Below are 18,913 nucleotides of genomic sequence, written 5' to 3' on the forward strand. Positions count from 1 at the left end.
CTGATGGTAATACTGATCCTGCTTCTCTGCATTGTTACACTGATCGTACTTATCACCTGGGCAAAGCTAAATACCTTTTTAAGTTTCCTGGTGATATCGTTAATGGCAGCGCTGCTTTTGGGCTTGCCGTTAGATCATATTGTACCCTCAATAAACAAGGGTTTGGGCGATATGCTCGGGTCATTGGTCATAGTAATTGCTTTAGGATCAATGTTGGGCAAACTGGTAGGCGTAAGCGGGGCTGCCCAGAAAATAGCCACTTCCATGCGCAATGCCTTCGGCGAAAAGTACATTACCTGGGCTATGTGCCTGACAGGTTTTATTGTCGGTATTCCGCTATTTTACAACGTAGGTTTTTTCTTGCTGATACCTATCATCTTTTCAGTAAGCAACCGGTACAAATTACCGTTGGTTTATGTGGGGATACCTATGCTGGCGTCGTTATCAGTAATGCACGGATTTTTGCCGCCGCATCCGTCACCCATGGCTTTGCAGATCCAGTTTCATGCAGACATTGTCAAAGTGTTTGTTTATGGCATAGTGGTAGCTGTACCGGCTATTGTAATATCCGGGCCGCTATTTGCGCGTACGTTGCGGGGTATGAAAACGCAGTCGGTAATTGCCATGTCTGTGCAGGATATCAACGATGATAAACTCCCCGGTTTATGGAATAGCATCTTGTCATCGCTCTTGCCGGTTATATTGATAGGCGCAAGTAGCCTTGTTGTTAAATTTGCAGGCGACAACGTGACGGTTAAAAGTATAGCGGGTTTTTTGGGCGATGCCAACATTGCTATGATGGAAACCATCGCGATAGCAACTTATACTTTAGGCATTCGACAAGGTATGAAGCTTACCGGGGTAATGAATGTTTATGTCGAAGCGATACGGGAGGTGTCTATGATCCTGCTCATCATCGGCAGTGCCGGAATCCTGAAACAAATATTTTTAGATAGCGGCGCAAACGGACAAATAGCCACCATATTGCAGGGGCTTAACCTGCCTCCTTTGTTGCTGGGATGGATCATAGCCGCCATATTAAGGCTGTGCCTGGGCTCGGCCACCGTGGCCGGACTCACCGCCGCAGGTATTATTTACCCGTTAATGCGCCAAACCGGAGCCGACCCAAACCTAATGGTACTTGCGGTAGGTGCGGGGAGTTTGTTTTGCTCGCATGTTAACGATACCTCGTTTTGGGTAACCAAGGAATACTTTGGTCTGAGCATGCGGCAAACATTCCTGTCGTGGTCGCTGATGGAAACTTTGGTATCTGTTATTGGGTTAATAGGCGTGCTGATACTGAATACAATAGTGTAATAATTTTTGATACTTTTGACTAGATCAACAAAACCATGAAGAAACTTATTTTAACCCTACTGCTTGGCGCGGCCATGACCTCAGCCTTCAGCCAAAAAACAAAAGACAATACGCTTACCAAAAAGGAAGCCAGCCAGCATTGGAAACTGCTGTTTGACGGCACAACCACTAACGGCTGGACAAATGCTAATGGTGCTGCCGTAACTGCGGCGCCCGGCGCCTGGGAAATTGTTAACGGCGCCCTGACGCTAAAAAAAGGCGCCAATGGCGGCGACATTTACACAGCCGATGAGTACGGAGATTTTGAGTTTACGGCCGATTTTAACATTGAGCCGGGTACTAACACCGGTATCAAGTATTTCTGCTATAAATATGATAAAGGCGGTAACCTGGGCTGCGAGTTCCAGATCATTGACGATGTTTTAGGCGAGGATAATAAGCAGGCCAACCACTTATTGGGCTCTTTATATGATGTACTGCCACCGGTAGAAGCTAATAAGAAAGTAAACCCTCCCGGCCAGTGGAACACCATCCGCATAGTAGCTAAAGGCAAAAATGTGCAGCATTGGGTAAATGGCAAAAAAGTGTTGGAATACACCCGCGGCAGCGACGAATACCTGGCCGGGGTAGCTAAAAGTAAGTTCAGCAAGGTTGAGCCGGTATTTGGTACGGTTGAGAAAGGCCGTATCCAACTGCAAGACCATCATGGGCCGGTAGCGTATAAAAATATTAAGGTAAGAAACCTGTAGCAGGTATTGATCCGACTGATCCACCGCAATAGGTGTATCAGTTGGATCAATTGGATCGGTCCAAAAAGGTAAGGCGCTGGTTATTAATAGCTTATGCTTTTGATGGCCAAAAAGTGGATCACTTTGGATCACTAAATATGACTTTTAAGTCATTTTTTGGATCAGCTGTTTTTGGCCACTTTGCCCTTAATACCCATGCCTTTTAAAGGGCTGGGTAAAAAAATCATCCACGATTCTATTAAACTCATCCCGATGTTCCATAAGCGTGGGGTGGCCCGAATTGGGAACAATCCACAAAAAGGCATTTGGGATATTGCGGTAAATATCCACGGTGTGATGAACCGGTATCAGGTCATGATCGCCACCGATGATGAGCGAGGGGGCCTTGATAGTCCGCAAAGCCAGGAGCGGAATATTGGGCTGCAGCCAGTCCAGCATAAATATTTTATAGGTATTTTTTGTTGCTGCATCCTTAAGGGGCATGCGTTTTTGCCAGTTGGCATAATCGCGTTGTTCGGCTTTCCAATAGGATGGCATCAACCCGGTCGAATCGGGCCAGAGGTTGGCACCTGTCGCTGCCAGCTTGATCACTTTATCGGGGTGTCGCATGGCGAGTACCAATGCATTAATACCGCCATCACTCCAACCTAAAACATAAGCTGAATCAATATGCATAGCATTAAGCAGCGCGTCAAAGTCGTCAGCCATCATCTCGAAACTCAGCGAGTCGCGATTGTCTTTGGTCCGTCCCTGCGCACGACTATCTACTGCTATAACCTTATACTTTTGGGCAAAATAGGGGATGTTATTGCCAAAGGCCTGCATACTGCCGCCATTACCGTGGATCATGAGCAATGGCCGGCCATTACCGTAAACTTCGGTATACATCCGGATGCCCCGCACGTTATAGAATTTGCCAACGCTATCATTATGGCCGTAAGGGATTTGTTTGTTTTGTGCAAAGGCTGCGGTTTGCAGCAATAAGCCAAAAGCCAGTATAGCTGTAAAGAAGTTTTTCATTTGACGGGTGTTAATTAACAGGATAGGCCGTAAATAATTACATTTGGCAGCCACCATGAATTTACCTAATAAGCTTATAAAAGTATTTATTTTATTCGGCTGTTTGTTTGCAGAAACTTGTTACGCGCAAACCAATGAGCCAGCTGCCTGGATAAAGCAGATACATAACCGCTGCCGGCAGATGTTATTATCTGACCAAACTTACGCTACCGAGCGCGGATTTATATTAACCGACGACATTAAATACAACACCAATGCAGCAGGCTATTTGAAAGCCCAAAGTGCCGATGGCAGCTGGCCCGATATCAACTACAAAGACCAAACCCGCGGTTCGTGGAAACCGTCGTGGCATTTATACCGGGTATTGCTGTTGAACCGCGCATACTTTAAAACACATAATCAGGCTTATCTGGCTGCTGCACACAAAGCTTTGCATTTCTGGATCAGGAACGATTTTCATTGCGAAAATTGGTGGCACAATAATATCAATGTGCCTTTTGCCTACAGCAGCGCCATGTTGCAGATAGGCGATAAAGCCGATTGGCAGGAAATGAATTACCTGAATAATGTAGTGACTACACGTATCCCGGTACATAATCCTACCGGGCAAAACCTGATCTGGCAGTTGGATAACGAAGCGAGGGTTGCATTGATCCATAACGATTATAAAGCTTTTGCCAAAGCCATTGCCGGTATGCAGGACGTTATAACCATAAGCACTAAGGAAGGCATACAGCCCGATTATTCTTTTCACCAGCATGGTCCAATGATGCAGGTTGGTAATTATGGGCTATCGTTTGTAAATAGCCTGTTGTTCTGGATGTCGGTGACGGCGCATACGCCGCTGGCTTTTGAGCAGCCCAGACAGCAAATTGTTTTTGATTATTGTACCGAAGGCTTGCGCTGGCTGATCTATAAAAAAGAAATGGATATCCCTGCCATCGGGCGCCAGCTCAGGATAAATACCGGATTAAAGCGTGGCGAAAACCTGCATGAACTTTTTGAGCTTATTAAGTCCTTCGATAAAACACTAAGCTGTAAAACTGTGATAGATGGTTTTGCCGATAAAAACCAATCGACGTGTACGATGGCGGGCAACAAAGGTTTTTGGGCAAGCGACTACATGGTGCAGCTTAAGAAAGATCATTACATGATGAGTGTTAAGATGCACGGCCCGTTTGTAAGCCGGCTCGAGGTTGCCACGAATGCTGAAAATTTAAAGGGCGCTTTTATTAATGACGGATTGACCCTGGTACAAAGCAGTCGCAAGGAATATACCAATATCCCCGCCGTATGGAACTGGACAATGCTGCCGGGCACCACCTGCGACACAACCATTGATCCCGGCAGCAAAGCGGCCCTGACTTCGGGCAATAAAGGTACTTTCGTAGGGCAAGTGTCTGACGGGCATATTGGTGCCTGTGCAATGGCTTACGAAAGGCTCAACATTAAAGCGCATAAAAGCTATTTTATGGTGAATGACATGCTGGTAGCCCTGGGTGCTGGCATCACATCTCCCGATAATAAAAATCTGGTAACTACAGTCGATCAAAGTTTTCACAGTGGGCCAATTGTAAAAGGGAATGGCTGGTTGTGGCATGATAACAAGGGTTATTATTTTATCGATAAAGATGAGCAGGTAAAAACCCGGTCAGAATATCGCCATTCGGACTGGGCGGGCATTAACCGCAACGGCACTGAAAACGATGCGCCGGTAAGCGGGTTGGTAACTACCACCTATATCGGGCATAATCAAAATGACAGTTACGCTTATATTATCAAGCCGGACATCAGCCTGAAACAAATAAAAGCAAAACCTGCACCTGATGTTAAGATATTAGCGAATGCTTCTGATTTACAAGCCATAAGTACTGCCACCGCAGTGATAGCAGTTTTTTACGAGCCTGGTAGCCTGAATGCAAGCGGCACCACCATAGCAAGTAATAAACCCTGTATGCTTATTTGTGAAAAAAATAAAGGCAAGATCACCGGTGTGTGGGTGTCAAATCCCGGTCGGAAGAAAACTTCCATTGAGCTGAATATTGGCGGCGTTAAGCAAACAATAAATATGGCCGACGATGATATGGCGGGAGCTTCGGTTAGTGTGATGTTGTAGGCAACGCAGACGCGTGTCTGTCCGTATTGTTAAAGATCAACAATACATTGCGCTGCGCTTGAAACAGATCATTAACGGTATTCTGAAAATCCTCGAACCTCGCGAAAAGATCAGGCTGGCACAGCTTATTCTTTCTGATCTGGTAATGGGCGTGCTGGATATTGCTTTTCTGGGGATGATGTTGGTAGTCGTCAATTTCTACCTTAAAAACCAGGAACCGGCAGCATTGCCATTTCTGCCGTCGGTTTTATTAAATCGCAACTCGCTTTTGTTTATTGGCGTTTTTCTGGTGCTCTTCGCAATGAAAAACTGGCTTGGTTACCTCAGTTCGCGCGCTCAGCAAGCTTTCTTTTACGGCATTGCTTCGCGGTTATCTGAACGTAACATCCGTACTTATCTGAAAGACGATTATCTGCGTTTTGTTCATACTGATTCATCTGTGCTCATTCGCCGCATCAGTAATCAGCCTGTTGAGTTCAGTAATTATATTCTGACCAATGTGCAGCAGGTGGTGTCGCAGGCCATTTTGATTTTAATTACCATGGCCGGGGTACTGCTTTGGCACCCAGGCTTGTTTTTCATGTTGCTTTTGCTGCTGTTACCGCCGGTTGTGGTGCTGGCTAATTTTATCCGTAATAAACTAAAAATAATACGCGATAACAATCGTGCGGTAAGCCAGAAGGTTATTCAGTATTTAAAAGAGTCATTAGAAGGTTACACAGAAAGCAATGTGTACCGCAAGGACGATTTTTTTGTGAGCCGTTACCACGCGCAGCAATTGCGGCTCAATAATAATATTGCCACCCAACAAACGCTGCAAGGCTTCACCTCACGGTTGGTGGAAGTTTTTGCCATTATGGGCTTTTTTGTGCTCATCGCCATTAATAAATTCTCGTCGGGTACGCCGGCCGTGAGTCTGCTTACCATCGGTGTGTTTATGGCTGCCAGCTACAAGATCATCCCCGGTATCATTAAAATACTGAACAGTACCAGCCAGATTAAAACTTACAGCTTCAATATCACAGATCTGCAGCCGGTAGAAAACCAGATAGCCATAATAGACGAAGCTGTTCGGTTACGCTCTGTAGTATTTGACCAGGTTAAGTTTAGATATGACAAACATTATATTTTAAACAATCTGAGCTTTGAGATACAAGGGGGCGATTTTGTGGGATTGTCGACGGCATCGGGCAAGGGCAAGACCACCATTATTCAGTTAATGCTGGGTTTTTTAAAGCATCATAAAGGGAATATCCTGTTTAACAATACTCGAACCAACTGGATTAAAAGACAGGGCTTTTTAAGCCGCATATCGTACATAAAACAGCAAACCTTTATTATCAATGATACCCTTGCTAAGAATATTACCCTCTCTGACGGATCTTGTGACACGAAGAAGCTGCATAAAGTAATCAGCTTTTGCGGCTTGGACGGGTTGGTTGACAGTTATGCCGACGGAGTTTATGAGTTTATCCGCGAAAACGGCAAAAACATAAGCGGGGGTCAGCGCCAGCGCCTTATGCTGGCCCGGGCGCTTTATCATGATTTTGACATGCTGATACTGGACGAAGCTTTTTCTGAGATGGATGAGCAATCAGAACGAATGATCCTGGGCAGGCTGAAAGAATTAGCCCGCCGGGGCAAGATGGTGATACTGATTACGCACAATACCGGCAGCCTGGAATTTTGCAACAAAATAATCAATCAGGAGGTGGTAGACTATGCGTAAAACGCTGATCATCCTGACACCGGGTTTCCCCGAAAACGAGGCTGACACTACCTGGCTGCCCGACAGGCAAATATTTGTGCGGGTGCTGCGCGATACCTATCCTGAACTGAATATTGTAGTGTTGTCATTCCAATACCCTTACCAGTCGCGCGAGTATTGGTGGAACGGCATCAGGGTGATAGCGCTGGGCGGCAAGGGTAAACGCGGCTTGTTAAGACGCCTGTTATGGTTTAAAGCCTGGCATAAATTGAAGCAACTACATAAAGAATATGAAGTGGTTGGCTTGCTCAGCTTCTGGTTGGACGAGTGTGCATTTGTTGCTCATCAGTTTGCCCAAAAACACCGCTTAAAAAGCTATGCATGGCTCCTGGGGCAGGATGCGCGGCCAGGTAACAGGTATGTATCCCGTGTGGTTACTGATGGCAGCAACCTGATCGCTTTGTCGGATTCTGTTGTCGCTGAATTTAGAAAGAACTACGGCGTTAGTCCGCAGCACCTGGTCCCCTGTGGGGTTGATCCGGCTATGTTTGCCTTGCAGCCTATTTCGCGTGATATCGATATTTTAGGCGCCGGGTCATTGATCCCGTTGAAGCAGTACCATTTATTGATTGAAGTTGTGCGGTTGCTAAAAAAGGATTTCCCTGCAATTAAAGTGGTAATATGCGGCAAGGGCCCCGAGTTACAGCAGTTGGAAGAGAGAGTTTCCAGGTACAACTTAGCGGCCAATATAGAATTTAAAGGCGAGGTGCCCCACCCTCAGGTGCTGGCCCTGATGCAGCGTAGCAAAGTGTTTTTGCACCCTTCAAGCTATGAGGGTTTCGGTAATGTGTTGCTCGAGGCCCTGTATGCCGGTGCTTATTTGGTATCATTTCTGCGCCCTATGAATGAACCGTTTGATCGTCATTATGTAGTGGCCGATGTACAGGAAATGGCGCAAACCACCGCACAAATATTAGCAGATAAAAATCGCGACCATTGGCCGGTATTAGTTTATACGGTTACTCAAATGGCGCAGGGTATTATGAAAATATTTGATCTGCCGCTTACAGTGATGCCGCAATTTGATGAATCTGCCGTGCAATTGCCTCGAACGATAAGTGCGAGGTAAAATAAGCCAAAGCTTTTTCACGCTCGGTAGCCACATCGAGCCATTGGGTTTGATGCAGTGCATTCAGTAACTTGGTCTCATCGCCGGGTGGAAACAGCAGCCCGATATGGCCGTCATTGGTTATCATCCTGAACGAAAAGATATCAGACACCACAGGTACACACCCGCATGATAGCGCCTCGCAAAGCGCCGTGCCGCTACCCTCGTAGTGCGATGCAGCTATAAAAAAATCAGCGCTATTAAACCAGTAAAGCATTTCGTCATTAGGGATTTTACCGACCAGTTTTATGGCATCCGCATTTGGCGCGTCATCTAACAACTGTTTAATCTGCGGCAATAGCTCTGCGGTATGGTAAAGCATGTAAAGACAGGCTTGCGGTTCGGTTTCAGCAAATTTGAGGAATGCTTTAACGGCAGTGATCGGGTCTTTATTGGTATCTAACCGGCCTACCCATAGGTAAGCCTTTTTTGCATCAATACGGGTTTCAGACCGGGCGGTTTTTCTGTCGATAGGATAAAATATAGACGACAGTTCCATCACCTCATAAATTTTTTTTGGCGATGCGAGGTTGCCTTTAGCTACCCAATCCAACCCCATATCCTTTGAGGCAAACAGGTAAGCATCCACACATTTGTCGGCCACACGTTGCAGAAATTTACGAATGCCTTTGGCCGGTTTTTCGGCATGGTTTTGTATAATGATGCGTGTTTTGCGCGGTAGGCTCAGCCGTAACTGGATAACTTGCAGCGGCTTATTCAGGCTATGTACAATCACCACGCCGGGGTTCAGGCTTTTAACCAGGCGATGCAGCTTTCCGGGGAACCACAGACGCTTACCCCCATAATTTAAAAAATGACGTTGTACGCCATCCTGTGTAATCTCGCCCTCATAATTGATGCGTGTGATGTTTGCAACTTTGCCATATTTTGACAGTGCTGCTAACACACCCCCATAGGCCCTCGTCCGCACCAGCCAGGGCTGCGGTGAGCTGTACAGTGGGTCATAATCATAGCTTAGTGAAACAAGCTGCATCGTCAAACAAGTTTAAAAAATATCAATATCGGCAAAAGTAAATTTGAAGCGGTTGGTTATTATGTCCGTATCAATAGATTTAAAAATGACATGGTATGAGGGCTGCGGTTTTAAATACGCGGCAAACAACCGGTGCAAAGCCGTACCCGGACTAACTTGAAAATGAATAGCCGGCAAGCCCAGCTTACCCGCCAAATGCCGTAGTTTTTCTAATGTCCTATTAAAATCATCGCCCACGTTGCCGATATCGCCAATATACAGGCCATTTTGAAGCTTTATCCAAAATAACGACTGATCGATCTGAATAACCTGGGTATTTGAGTAAGTTTTATACTTAAAGTATTGATCGTCCCTGTAAACGCCGTCAAAGCAGTCGGCCAATACTGAATTAGCTATGCCGGGCGCCAGGCGAAGGTAAGGCTTGAGTATCCACTGCTGATAGCGCCGGTAAACCGGTTTAAGCAATGGAAATTTATATGCTATCTTTTCGAGCGGAAGCGCCTTTACCGGAATCTCAAAGCGTTCCATAACTTCGGTACAATGCCAATTAAGTTTATTTATAAAACCCGGTAACGAATTTTGATTTGGAAAGCCAAACACCACACGTATGCCTTCCTGTTTACATAAAGTATAAGTATGATTAGCCAGCCGGGTAAACAAGCCCAGGTTACGGTACCCGGGATGCGTCATTGTATCTGCCGACTGGGCGGCTAAAATGCTTTTGCCATCATACCAAAGCAAGGTAGGTATTACACCGTAAAATGCTACCGGTTGTTTTAACTGATTATAGGCTAAGTATCCAATGTATTTTGCGCCTGTATATGCGGTATCATATTTCTTTGGGAAATGATCGGCGGCCGGGCTGCGCTGGTACACCGCCTGATGCAGCGCGGCCAGGTCGTCCATGTTTCCGGCGCCAAGCCGTTCAATTAATAAGCTATCAGATGGGCTAGTCATATTTGCAGGTTATGGTAGCATAAAGTTGATTAACGGGCGATATAAAGGGATTCACTGTGAGCCGCTCGCGCAAGGTGTCATCCTGCGCATCGGTTGGCGTATTAAAATCCATTGCCAGTAATTGGTAATAGCCCGCCTTTTTTGCCAGGTTGATCACATCGGCATCATAACTGCCATAAGGGAAGGCCAGGCTGGTAGCTGGTTTACTGGTCAGATTTTCAAGATACTGCTTTACCCGTACCATTTCTTCAAAAGCATCAGCCGGATTGATTCGCGTCAGGTCATTATGGTAGTAGCCATGCGCCCCGATGCTTGCATAGGGCGATGCTGACAATTCCTTGATTTGCTGAGGCGTCATCTGCAGCCAATAATCAGTTTGTTCGGCATCTTTTTTAAAAGGCACCAATGGGTAGAGCTTTTGCATCATGTCTGTTTTTTGCTCAAAACCCAGGTTGCGCAATTCATCCTTTAGCGTGATATGATTAATTGCCGATGTATAGTGATCATACAAACCTTTATAATACTGCCGCCCGTTATACGTAATTTGTTGCGGACCGAACTTGCTGACAATGCCCAGAAAATCGTTCCATAAAATATCCTGACCGTCGTTAGCTATGCCAGTTATAAAAAAGGTGGCCGGCATTTGGTAGCGCTCAAGCAGCGGCAGCACATATTTGTGATTGTTCGCAAAACCGTCATCAAACGTTAGGCAGATGTTGAATTTGTCTGCACTGAAATTGCCCGCATAATAGTCATCTAATGAAACCACATTACAATACTTTTTATAAAGCTGTAAATGCTGCTCAAATAGTTGTTGGGTTAAAAAGATCGGATTAAAGCGTGTATGATCGCGTTGGCAAATGCCGTGATAAATAAGTATCCGGCTGCCCCGGGCGTTTGTGTAAAAATTTTCGTCCAGGCCCAGGATATAACGCACGTCGCGTTTCAGCAATTTATACTTGTACCATAGCTTTGAACTTATTTTTTTAACGATACCCATATCCGGTTATTAGTTAGCCGATACCGGGAAAACCGCCTCGGGGTAATAGCTCTTAATTTGTTGCATTAGGCCCGGCAGGTCGCCTTCAATATATTTGCAACAACCGTTTATAGTTACCTGGCTAAAGTTTCTTAAATCGATGCCTTTCAATTGGTCCAATAGCGAAGCATCAAAAAGACGGATCTGGCTATGGTGTATAACTAAAAGAATATCGGACGGGTTAGTAGCGTAAAATGATTCAAATACGTTAGTGGCAGGTTGTTTTTTTGTTACTACAATTGCTCCGTCGTGGTGCCCGTCAGTTAAATTACAAAAAGCTCGGCGGGGATACATTGAGTTGTATAACTCGGCATCGGTAAGCATTTTGGTTTTACGGGCCAGGCGTATATGATCCCAAATATTCCAGTTGCCGGTCAGGGTCGAGTCGGTGCCAAAAAGTATAGTAGTATGGTTTTTTAAGTGATCGATCCTGGCGGTTTTATTAAACAGGAAGTAGTTTGACTCCGGGCACCATACCAGGGCCTCAAATTTCTTAGCCTGTTCCCCGGTCATAGCGATACCGTGTACACCGATCAGTTTTTTATGGAGCAGGTTCCAGTGGTTAAGTTGATCAATCTCATTATTAGCCAGGTTGTCGTCCCCCTCGCCTATATGGATCGTCGCCGGCATTTTGCGCTTAAGCGGATTATTAAGCTTTAATTTCCACCATTTTTCAAATTGTAACGAGTGGATGCTATGACCTTGTTCAATAGTTATAGGTGCGTTTTTTACGACCAGATGCTCGCCATGATTTACCACGGTTGTGACCCCGCAGAGCAGATTTTTGAATATGCCCCAGCTAACGCGTAAGGCTGACGGAACCTTTAATACAGCCTCAATTTCCTGCTTATAATTAGTGTGGATATAGTTTCCCCATTCGGTATAGTTGTTATAGGTTTTATCGCCAAGCTGGGGAAACAGGTTAAAATCCAAATGATCATGCGAATTAACCAGGCCCGGAAAAGCCAGGGCGCCACCAAAATCAAGTTGCAGGGCACTGGCCGCAACACCTCCTAACGGCAACTGCTTACCATTTTTTAAATAAATATTAGTTTGGCCGTTACCGGTTATGGGGGTGACATTATTCAGTATCATGGCATCAAACAATTGATTTTGACATCGCTGTATTCATAATTAAAGCAAAGCTTTTATTGCACGTGTATAAGCAATTACGGTTAGCTATAAATGAAGGTTGCCCGCCTGTTTATTTCAGGCGGCAGGCAACCTTTATTTTCTGAAGGGCGTAACCCTGTTGATAATTGTGTAATTGTAGAATTAGTTTCTCTTTATAGTGGTGGGTTGCAGAGCCCATCACTATTGGTTATCAATTGAAATACCGGCAGCTAGAAATAGAAGATTTAATCTTTCAGACATTGGATATCAGTGCTCAACATAAGGCCATTAAGCATTTAAAACCGCGTAAGCCGGATTTTGAGGAACTATATACTGCCGTAAGGGCCTATGAGAGGAGAGTATATACTGACGCTCAGTTAGCTTCGCTCCCTGATTTTAGTATACATTCCAAAGAGTGGGAGGTCCGTCGGCGCTCGAGTAACAGATTGCTTGCTTATTTGGGGAAAAAGCGCAAGTTTTTAAAAATACTTGAGGTAGGTTGCGGCAACGGCTGGCTATCGGCAAAGATGGCCGGCCTGCCCAAAACCTATGTAACCGGACTTGACGTAAACATGGCCGAAATTAACCAGGCAAACCGTGTTTTTAGGATGTCCAACCTGGAGTTTACTTATGACGTTTTTAATGAAAATACTTTCGATAAGGAACGTTTTGATGTGATTGTGTTTGCAGCCTCATTACAATATTTCTCATCGGTGGTTTCTGTATTGAGGCAGGCTGAGCGATTGCTGAACCGGGGTGGCGAAATTCATATTGTCGATACGCCTTTTTATGACACCGAGGAAGCCGTTGAGGCTGCGGAGCGGTGTCGTAACTATTATGAAGACATGGGTATTCCCGAAATGGCCGATCATTATTTTCATCACTCTATCAGCGAATTCTGGGGGTTTAAATATCAGATTTTGTTCAACCCGGCCAGCCTGCTGAATCGCCTGTTTAAAAAAGATCCATTTTACTGGATAGCAATTACCAAGTAATATGCAGTCAATAGCACATACCTATAAACGTTACCGCACGCTGCAAACGCATCGCATATCGGCCCTGCCGGTTGTGATACTGATGCCGCACAGCGCGTGTAATTGCAGGTGTGTAATGTGCGATATCTGGAAGGATAATAAAAACCTGAAGCAGCTTACGCCGCAGGATATCGGAGGCCTGTTAACATCGCTCAAAGAGCTGGGTACGCGGCAGGTGGTAATGTCGGGTGGAGAAGCGTTGCTCAATGCCAATTTCTTTCAGCTTTGTAATCTATTAAAGTCGCGAGGTATTAAAATCAGCTTGCTCAGTACCGGCTTGTCCTTAAAAAATAATGCTGAAGACTTGCTGCGATGGGTCGACGATATCGTAATATCGCTGGATGGTGATGAGGCTATGCACGATGCTATACGCAACATTCCGAACGCCTTCAAAAAATTAAAGGAAGGTGTGCAATATATCAAGATGCTTAATCCGGCTTATCGTATTACAGCACGCACAGTCATTCATCGCATTAATTTCAGGAACTGGCCAAACATCATCGCGGCGGCAAAAGATATGGGTATAAATCAGATCAGCTTTTTGCCTGCCGATATCAGCAGCCATGCTTTTAACCGGCAAACGGCCTGGGCGGAGCCACGTCAGCATGAAGTTTTGGTGAGCGAAGCTGAACTGCCTGAACTAAAAGATATAGTAAACACTGTTTTGAGCCTGACTACCGATTTTGAGAATAGATATATTGCAGAGTCGCCCGAAAAAATTCGAGACATATACTATTACTACTCAGCTTTTTATAAGTTAAATCCTTTCCCCTATAAAAGGTGCAATGCGCCGTGGGTTTCAGCCGTGATTGAGGCGGACGGAAGCGTGCGGCCTTGCTTTTTTCATGACACAATAGGAAACATACATTATAATTCATTAACCGAAATATTGAATACCAACCAGGCGACAGACTTTAGGCGGACGCTGGATATGAATACGCACCCGACCTGCGTTAAGTGCGTTTGTACATTGAGCCTCTCACCGGCAGCGACATTATAGGACATGAGTAAGCTACTTTTTTCGCACTCCTATTTTTTACGGTTTGACCCCAAGCAATGGGCCATCGGCCAGCCTTATGCACCACTGGGAACGCTTTATGCTGCCTCGCTGATGCGGGAGCATGGCTATGAGGTGTCGTTATTTGATACCATGTTTGTTGCCGACCCGAAAGCGCTCGAACCGGTTTTGGATGCCAGTGGCCCCGACCTTTTTGTAATATATGATGACGGGTTTAACTATCTCACCAAAATGTGCCTCACTAACATGCGCGAGGCTGCCTTTGATATGTGCAAAATGGCAAAAGCCCGCGGATGTAAAGTGATTGTTTCCAGTTCAGACTCGACCGACCATTACGAGGAATACCTGAAAGAAGGGGCCGACTATGTACTTATTGGCGAAGCCGAGCATACGTTGCTTGAACTGGCCGATTATATAAAAAACCGAGGCGATGATGCCTCACATATAGCAGGACTTGCATGCCTGGATGCTGAAGGCCGGGTATATAAGACGATGTCTCGCCCGGTATTAAAAGACTTGGATAGCCTGCCCTTGCCGGCCTGGGACCTGGTGGACATTGAACCTTATCGCGATAGCTGGTTGAAACATGCCGGTTATTTCTCTATCAATATGGGTACAACCCGTGGCTGTCCGTTTAAATGCAATTGGTGCGCAAAGCCTATTTATGGCAATCGGTATAACTCGCGCAGCCCTCAAAATGTGATCAAAGAATTGAAGATGTTGAAGGAGCGTTTCCCGGTTGACCACATCTGGTTTTGCGATGATATTTTTGGATTGAAGCCCGGTTGGGTAATAGAGTTTGCCGAGCTGATGCAAAAAGAGAATCTCCGCACCCGCTTCAAGATACAGTCGCGCGCTGATTTATTGGTAGAGGAAGAGTTGGTTGAGGCATTGGCCAAAGCCGGTTGCGAAAATGTTTGGATAGGTGCCGAAAGCGGCTCACAAAAAATACTGGATGCCATGGATAAAGGCACCACTGTTGAGCAGATCTGCATTGCTACCAAAAACATGAAAAGGGCGGGCATCAAACCATCATTCTTTATTCAGTTTGGTTACCCCGGCGAGGATAAAGCCGACATTGCCAAAACCATAAGAATGATCAATGAGTTGCTGCCGTTCGAGATTGGTATTTCAGTTTCGTACCCGCTGCCGGGCACTGTTTTTTACGAACGCGTAAAAGCCGAGATGAAGAAAAAAACCAACTGGACTGACTCGGACGAGATGGCGCTAATGTTTAGCAATACTTTCCCCGCGGGTTTCTATAAGCAGCTGCATAGTTACGTACACAAAAACTATCACATGCATCTGGCTAAAAACAATCTCATGAAAGTGTTTAAAGAGCCGCACCGCATCAGTTTTAACACCTTGAAAAAAGCTTTGTCTGTGCTATATTACACCCCGGCTACTTTTATTGAGCGATTAAAATTAACACAATTGGAAAAAGCGTAATGGAAGCCGCTGCCCCACATATTAACGAGCAAAAAGCTGCCGAGGCATTTTCAACACAGTCGGCCATATTTGATAAGATCTACTCGTCAAACGCCATTGTAAATTACAAACGCGAACGGGTACGCACACACGTGCTGCACTATTTGAAACCACAGTCATCTATACTCGAGCTAAACGCAGGTACCGGCGAGGACGCTACTTTTTTTGCAGGCCTGGGCCATAAAATACACGCTACAGACATAGCCGAAGGCATGCAGCACAAATTGCGCGAAAAGGCCGAAAGGTATAATTTAAACAACTTAATTTCGGCGGAATTATGCTCGTTTACTCGACTGCATGAGCTGAAGAAAAAAGGTCCGTACGACCACATCTTCTCCAATTTTGCCGGCTTGAATTGCACTGCGGAATTGGACTCGGTTCTGCGGTCACTACCGACTTTGCTTAATGCTGAGGGAATAGCTACGCTGGTGATCTTGCCTGAATTTTGTTTGTGGGAGTCGTTGTTGATTTTTAAAGGGCTGTTTAAAACAGCTACCCGTCGTTGGTTCAGCAAAAACGGCGCGAAGGCTCATGTTGAGGGCACGCATTTTACTTGTTGGTATTATAATCCCTCGTACGTGATCGATCAGGTCAAAGGATCGATGGATGTATTGTCTGTCGAAGGGCTTTGCACCATTGTGCCGCCATCATATATTGAAAATTTTGCAGAGGATCATCCCCGCGCTTATCGCCTGCTAAAAAAATGGGAAGACAAGCTGCGGTTTAGTTGGCCCTGGAGAGCGATTGGAGATTATTATATTATTTCTTTAAGAAAAAAATAGTCATCCGCTGCATGTTCAATTTGCCAATACATTCTGCGGCTCGATCATGATCTGCGAAATGCGGCTTTCATATTGCGCCAGCAGCCTGGCCTGGAAATTTCCGGGATCTGGCTTGGCGTAATGTTTACCTGTATCCATCTTCATTACGGCCCCTTTTGAGTTAAGCTTTTTCTGTTCGGTCTTTTTGCTCCAGCGGCCTGAAGTGATGCGCATCAGCAGGGTATCGAGGATGTCACCCAAAGGGTTATTGAATATTTTTTCGAAGGCTGTTTTAAATATCGATGGCTTTAGCGGTTTGGCTGACGATATGCGCATGATCTTGTTAGGCAGGTATTCGCGTGTCCAGCTGTTGGCCGCATAAAATTGCTCTATCACCGTGTCACCCTGTAGCGGAATTAATGTTACTACCTCGACTGCAGTATAAATGGTTTTTTCTTTGATCTCCAGCTGCTCTTCGTCTATGTAATAATTCATGCAGAAATAATCCTGCTTATTAACCAGGAAGGTGAGTTTCTTGAACGCATGCATCAGCGTACGGGCTATCCATAAGCGATTTTTCACAGTAATAATAAACAGGTCGATGTCCGAATCCTCGTCGGCATAATTTTTAGACAATGAACCCGAAATTGCGATGCCGCGGACATAAGGAAAACGAATAAGCCAGCTGCCTATTTTATGCGCCACCTTGATCAGCTCGGCAGCTTTCTCATTACCGTTGTAGCGACGCACCACCAACGAGTAGTCGTTTTTAAGCGAGTAAAAATTGCCAAACTGAAAAACCGACTGGTGTGCAACCAAATATCTTAGCGCCAGGTCGAAATCTGCCTGATGATATTTGTTCTTCAGGAACAGGTATATCTCGCCGCTGGTGAGTGGGTATTTGAATATATCAAAATACGCCAGTGTTGCTAAAATATTTTCTTTGGCTTCGGTCACGTTGATAAATCTGCGTATTAACTATTAACATGACGTAGCGTTTAGCAATTAGGTTGCCTCGGGGAAAAATAACCCGATTTAAGGATTGAGAAGATTTGGATGATTTTTTGGATTATTTGACAATCCGTTTGGTGTTATCCTTTACAAAAGTATCCCAACCTGAATAGGATTTTTTTGCGCCGCCTTTAGCGGTGGTAATTTTTTGGAACGAATGGCATACAGCAACAGCCAGGCCGTCGGTGGCATCTAAAAATTCGGGTGTTTCTTTAAAGTTGAGCAGGCGTTGTAACATGCCTGCGACCTGTTCTTTGGTGGCATTGCCATTGCCGGTTATAGATTGTTTGATCTTACGCGGCGAATATTCGGTAACTTCAATATTGCGCGACAGCGCAGCAGCCATTGCGACACCTTGCGCGCGCCCTAGTTTTAACATTACCTGAATGTTTTTACCATAAAACGGAGCTTCGATTGCCAAACAGTCGGGTTTGTAATTGTCAATGAGGGCTACGGTTTTTTCAAAAATGCGCTGTAGCTTCAGCATATGGTCATCAAGCTGCTCCATTTTTACAACGCCCAGGCTTATCAACTCGATTTTTGCACCTGTTTCTTTTACCAGGCCATAACCCATAACCGCCGTGCCGGGGTCAATGCCTAAAATGATACGTTCTTTGATGTTGGGTGTTTGCTGCATGTATTTAAATACCCTTGTCATTTTCAAACTATTACACGCGGTTTTAGAAAGCGGCTTCTAAATAACAGTGTATGGATCTCTCCTCGTTCGCCGTTGAGATGACATAGGAATATAGCTGTAAAGGTAACTAATCAACCCGCACTATCAGTCAACATCGCCATATATTCTCTCCGGTCAATCATCCGTGCGCCCATTGCTTCCAAATGATTACTATGCACCTGGCAATCCAGTAACTTGTATTCCCCGGTTTTAAGGAGGCTGATAAGCGCCGTCTTTGAGGCATTGCTTACCTTGCTGAACATGCTTTCGCCACAAAATACATCGCCCACCGTTACCCCATACATGCCGCCTGCCAGTTCATCTCCCTGCCAAACTTCGACGGAATGTGCATAGCCTAACCGGTGCAGGTTGGTATAAGCAGCTTTCATATCTGCAGTGATCCATGTGCCATCCTGATCTTTACGGGGCACGGCCGAACAAGCCGCTATCACATCATCAAAACAAGTATCAAAAGTAACCCGGAAGCGATGTGAGTTGAGCACCCGTTTCATGCTTGATGATATTTTTAACTCGTCCGGAAACAAAACAAATCTCTCGTGAGGTGAATACCACAAGATCGGTGTGTCATCATTGTACCAGGGGAAAATGCCTTCACGGTAAGCCAGCATCAACCGGTCGGCCGACAGGTCGCCGCCTATAGCCAGCAAGCCGTCAGGTTGAGCTAATCGCGGATCAGGAAATATTAATTGATCATTAAGCCTGAATATCATCGTAACAAATTTA

General features: G+C 45.3%; 17 protein-coding genes. 9 read left to right on the forward strand and 8 right to left on the reverse strand.

The annotated features are described in order from the left end of the window. The first annotated feature begins 3 nt into the window (after nucleotides 1-3). Nucleotides 4-1,317, forward strand: coding sequence for a gluconate:H+ symporter (locus ABD772_RS08380; RefSeq protein ID WP_345102803.1), 1,314 nt, complete (start codon nucleotides 4-6; stop codon nucleotides 1,315-1,317). Between the two features lie 35 nt (nucleotides 1,318-1,352). Continuing rightward, the gene (locus ABD772_RS08385; protein ID WP_345102805.1) at nucleotides 1,353-2,066 is read left to right on the forward strand and encodes a 3-keto-disaccharide hydrolase; all 714 of its coding nucleotides are present in this window, start codon (nucleotides 1,353-1,355) and stop codon (nucleotides 2,064-2,066) included. Between the two features lie 186 nt (nucleotides 2,067-2,252). Here ABD772_RS08385 and ABD772_RS08390 read toward each other — a convergent pair whose 3' ends face one another. Next, nucleotides 2,253-3,086 carry an alpha/beta fold hydrolase gene (locus ABD772_RS08390; protein WP_345102807.1) on the reverse strand — a complete coding sequence of 278 codons (834 nt, stop codon included), beginning with the start codon at nucleotides 3,084-3,086 and terminating at the stop codon, nucleotides 2,253-2,255. Nucleotides 3,087-3,141: 55 nt separating this feature from the next. Here ABD772_RS08390 and ABD772_RS08395 point away from each other — a divergent pair, with 55 nt between their 5' ends. Genes ABD772_RS08395 through ABD772_RS08405 form a run of 3 tightly spaced genes read left to right on the forward strand, consistent with a single transcriptional unit; the run spans nucleotide 3,142 to nucleotide 8,039 of the window. Continuing rightward, nucleotides 3,142-5,202 carry a polysaccharide lyase family 8 super-sandwich domain-containing protein gene (locus ABD772_RS08395; RefSeq protein WP_345102809.1) on the forward strand — a complete coding sequence of 687 codons (2,061 nt, stop codon included), beginning with the start codon at nucleotides 3,142-3,144 and terminating at the stop codon, nucleotides 5,200-5,202. 13 nt (nucleotides 5,203-5,215) lie between these two features. Beyond that, nucleotides 5,216-6,931 (forward strand): ATP-binding cassette domain-containing protein, encoded by a 1,716-nt coding sequence (locus ABD772_RS08400; protein ID WP_345102811.1) that lies wholly within the window; start codon nucleotides 5,216-5,218, stop codon nucleotides 6,929-6,931. After that, entirely contained in the window at nucleotides 6,924-8,039 is a 1,116-nt protein-coding gene (locus ABD772_RS08405) for a glycosyltransferase (protein ID WP_345102813.1), read from the forward strand. Before ABD772_RS08400 ends, ABD772_RS08405 begins: the two co-directional genes overlap by 8 nt. Here ABD772_RS08405 and ABD772_RS08410 read toward each other — a convergent pair. Genes ABD772_RS08410 through ABD772_RS08425 form a run of 4 tightly spaced genes read right to left on the reverse strand, consistent with a single transcriptional unit; the run spans nucleotide 7,975 to nucleotide 12,163 of the window. Next, nucleotides 7,975-9,072 (reverse strand): glycosyltransferase family 4 protein, encoded by a 1,098-nt coding sequence (locus tag ABD772_RS08410; RefSeq protein WP_345102815.1) that lies wholly within the window; start codon nucleotides 9,070-9,072, stop codon nucleotides 7,975-7,977. The two genes, ABD772_RS08405 and ABD772_RS08410, sit on opposite strands and share 65 nt — an antisense overlap. A 12-nt stretch (nucleotides 9,073-9,084) precedes the next feature. Further along, entirely contained in the window at nucleotides 9,085-10,029 is a 945-nt protein-coding gene (locus ABD772_RS08415; RefSeq protein WP_345102817.1) for a GNAT family N-acetyltransferase, read from the reverse strand. Further along, entirely contained in the window at nucleotides 10,022-11,029 is a 1,008-nt protein-coding gene (locus tag ABD772_RS08420; protein ID WP_345102819.1) for a polysaccharide deacetylase family protein, read from the reverse strand. The genes ABD772_RS08415 and ABD772_RS08420 overlap by 8 nt, the downstream gene beginning before the upstream one ends. Nucleotides 11,030-11,038: 9 nt before the next feature. Further along, nucleotides 11,039-12,163, reverse strand: a complete 1,125-nt coding sequence (locus tag ABD772_RS08425; protein ID WP_345102821.1) for a hypothetical protein — start codon at nucleotides 12,161-12,163, stop codon at nucleotides 11,039-11,041. Nucleotides 12,164-12,441: 278 nt separating this feature from the next. Between ABD772_RS08425 and ABD772_RS08430 the strand changes: the two genes are divergently transcribed. The 4 genes from ABD772_RS08430 to ABD772_RS08445 are packed head-to-tail and all read left to right on the forward strand — an operon-like array spanning nucleotide 12,442 to nucleotide 16,503. Beyond that, nucleotides 12,442-13,176: a class I SAM-dependent methyltransferase gene (locus tag ABD772_RS08430; protein WP_345102822.1), complete on the forward strand. Its 735-nt coding sequence runs from the start codon at nucleotides 12,442-12,444 to the stop codon at nucleotides 13,174-13,176. Between the two features lies 1 nt (nucleotide 13,177). Further along, nucleotides 13,178-14,215 carry a radical SAM protein gene (locus tag ABD772_RS08435; protein ID WP_345102825.1) on the forward strand — a complete coding sequence of 346 codons (1,038 nt, stop codon included), beginning with the start codon at nucleotides 13,178-13,180 and terminating at the stop codon, nucleotides 14,213-14,215. A 3-nt stretch (nucleotides 14,216-14,218) separates the two neighbouring features. Further along, nucleotides 14,219-15,682 (forward strand): B12-binding domain-containing radical SAM protein, encoded by a 1,464-nt coding sequence (locus ABD772_RS08440; RefSeq protein WP_345102827.1) that lies wholly within the window; start codon nucleotides 14,219-14,221, stop codon nucleotides 15,680-15,682. Continuing rightward, on the forward strand, nucleotides 15,682-16,503 hold the full coding sequence (locus ABD772_RS08445; protein WP_345102829.1) for a class I SAM-dependent methyltransferase: 822 nt from the start codon (nucleotides 15,682-15,684) through the stop codon (nucleotides 16,501-16,503). The genes ABD772_RS08440 and ABD772_RS08445 overlap by 1 nt, the downstream gene beginning before the upstream one ends. Nucleotides 16,504-16,518: 15 nt before the next feature. Here ABD772_RS08445 and ABD772_RS08450 read toward each other — a convergent pair whose 3' ends face one another. The 3 genes from ABD772_RS08450 to aat all read right to left on the reverse strand — a co-directional run bounded on the left by ABD772_RS08450 (nucleotide 16,519) and on the right by aat (nucleotide 18,900). Then, on the reverse strand, nucleotides 16,519-17,439 hold the full coding sequence (locus ABD772_RS08450) for a nucleotidyltransferase domain-containing protein (protein ID WP_345102830.1): 921 nt from the start codon (nucleotides 17,437-17,439) through the stop codon (nucleotides 16,519-16,521). Nucleotides 17,440-17,551: 112 nt separating this feature from the next. Beyond that, nucleotides 17,552-18,151 carry a crossover junction endodeoxyribonuclease RuvC gene (gene ruvC, locus ABD772_RS08455; RefSeq protein WP_345102832.1) on the reverse strand — a complete coding sequence of 200 codons (600 nt, stop codon included), beginning with the start codon at nucleotides 18,149-18,151 and terminating at the stop codon, nucleotides 17,552-17,554. A gap of 110 nt (nucleotides 18,152-18,261) precedes the next feature. Beyond that, nucleotides 18,262-18,900, reverse strand: a complete 639-nt coding sequence (aat, locus tag ABD772_RS08460; RefSeq protein WP_345102834.1) for a leucyl/phenylalanyl-tRNA--protein transferase — start codon at nucleotides 18,898-18,900, stop codon at nucleotides 18,262-18,264. Nucleotides 18,901-18,913 lie beyond the last annotated feature (13 nt).

Source organism: Mucilaginibacter panaciglaebae, assembly GCF_039539265.1.
Taxonomy (GTDB): Bacteria; Bacteroidota; Bacteroidia; order Sphingobacteriales; family Sphingobacteriaceae; genus Mucilaginibacter; species Mucilaginibacter panaciglaebae.

What these genes read in the sequence shown, in the direction of transcription:
- ABD772_RS08440 (WP_345102827.1), top strand. Translation starts at nt 14,219, where the DNA reads ATGAGTAAGCTACTTTTTTCGCACTCCTATTTTTTACGGTTTGACCCC.
- ABD772_RS08445 (WP_345102829.1), top strand. Translation starts at nt 15,682, where the DNA reads ATGGAAGCCGCTGCCCCACATATTAACGAGCAAAAAGCTGCCGAGGCA.
- ABD772_RS08410 (WP_345102815.1), bottom strand. Translation starts at nt 9,072, where the DNA reads ATGCAGCTTGTTTCACTAAGCTATGATTATGACCCACTGTACAGCTCA.
- ABD772_RS08405 (WP_345102813.1), top strand. Translation starts at nt 6,924, where the DNA reads ATGCGTAAAACGCTGATCATCCTGACACCGGGTTTCCCCGAAAACGAG.
- ABD772_RS08380 (WP_345102803.1), top strand. Translation starts at nt 4, where the DNA reads ATGGTAATACTGATCCTGCTTCTCTGCATTGTTACACTGATCGTACTT.
- ABD772_RS08420 (WP_345102819.1), bottom strand. Translation starts at nt 11,029, where the DNA reads ATGGGTATCGTTAAAAAAATAAGTTCAAAGCTATGGTACAAGTATAAA.
- aat (WP_345102834.1), bottom strand. Translation starts at nt 18,900, where the DNA reads ATGATATTCAGGCTTAATGATCAATTAATATTTCCTGATCCGCGATTA.
- ruvC (WP_345102832.1), bottom strand. Translation starts at nt 18,151, where the DNA reads ATGACAAGGGTATTTAAATACATGCAGCAAACACCCAACATCAAAGAA.
- ABD772_RS08390 (WP_345102807.1), bottom strand. Translation starts at nt 3,086, where the DNA reads ATGAAAAACTTCTTTACAGCTATACTGGCTTTTGGCTTATTGCTGCAA.
- ABD772_RS08395 (WP_345102809.1), top strand. Translation starts at nt 3,142, where the DNA reads ATGAATTTACCTAATAAGCTTATAAAAGTATTTATTTTATTCGGCTGT.
- ABD772_RS08385 (WP_345102805.1), top strand. Translation starts at nt 1,353, where the DNA reads ATGAAGAAACTTATTTTAACCCTACTGCTTGGCGCGGCCATGACCTCA.
- ABD772_RS08435 (WP_345102825.1), top strand. Translation starts at nt 13,178, where the DNA reads ATGCAGTCAATAGCACATACCTATAAACGTTACCGCACGCTGCAAACG.
- ABD772_RS08415 (WP_345102817.1), bottom strand. Translation starts at nt 10,029, where the DNA reads ATGACTAGCCCATCTGATAGCTTATTAATTGAACGGCTTGGCGCCGGA.
- ABD772_RS08425 (WP_345102821.1), bottom strand. Translation starts at nt 12,163, where the DNA reads ATGATACTGAATAATGTCACCCCCATAACCGGTAACGGCCAAACTAAT.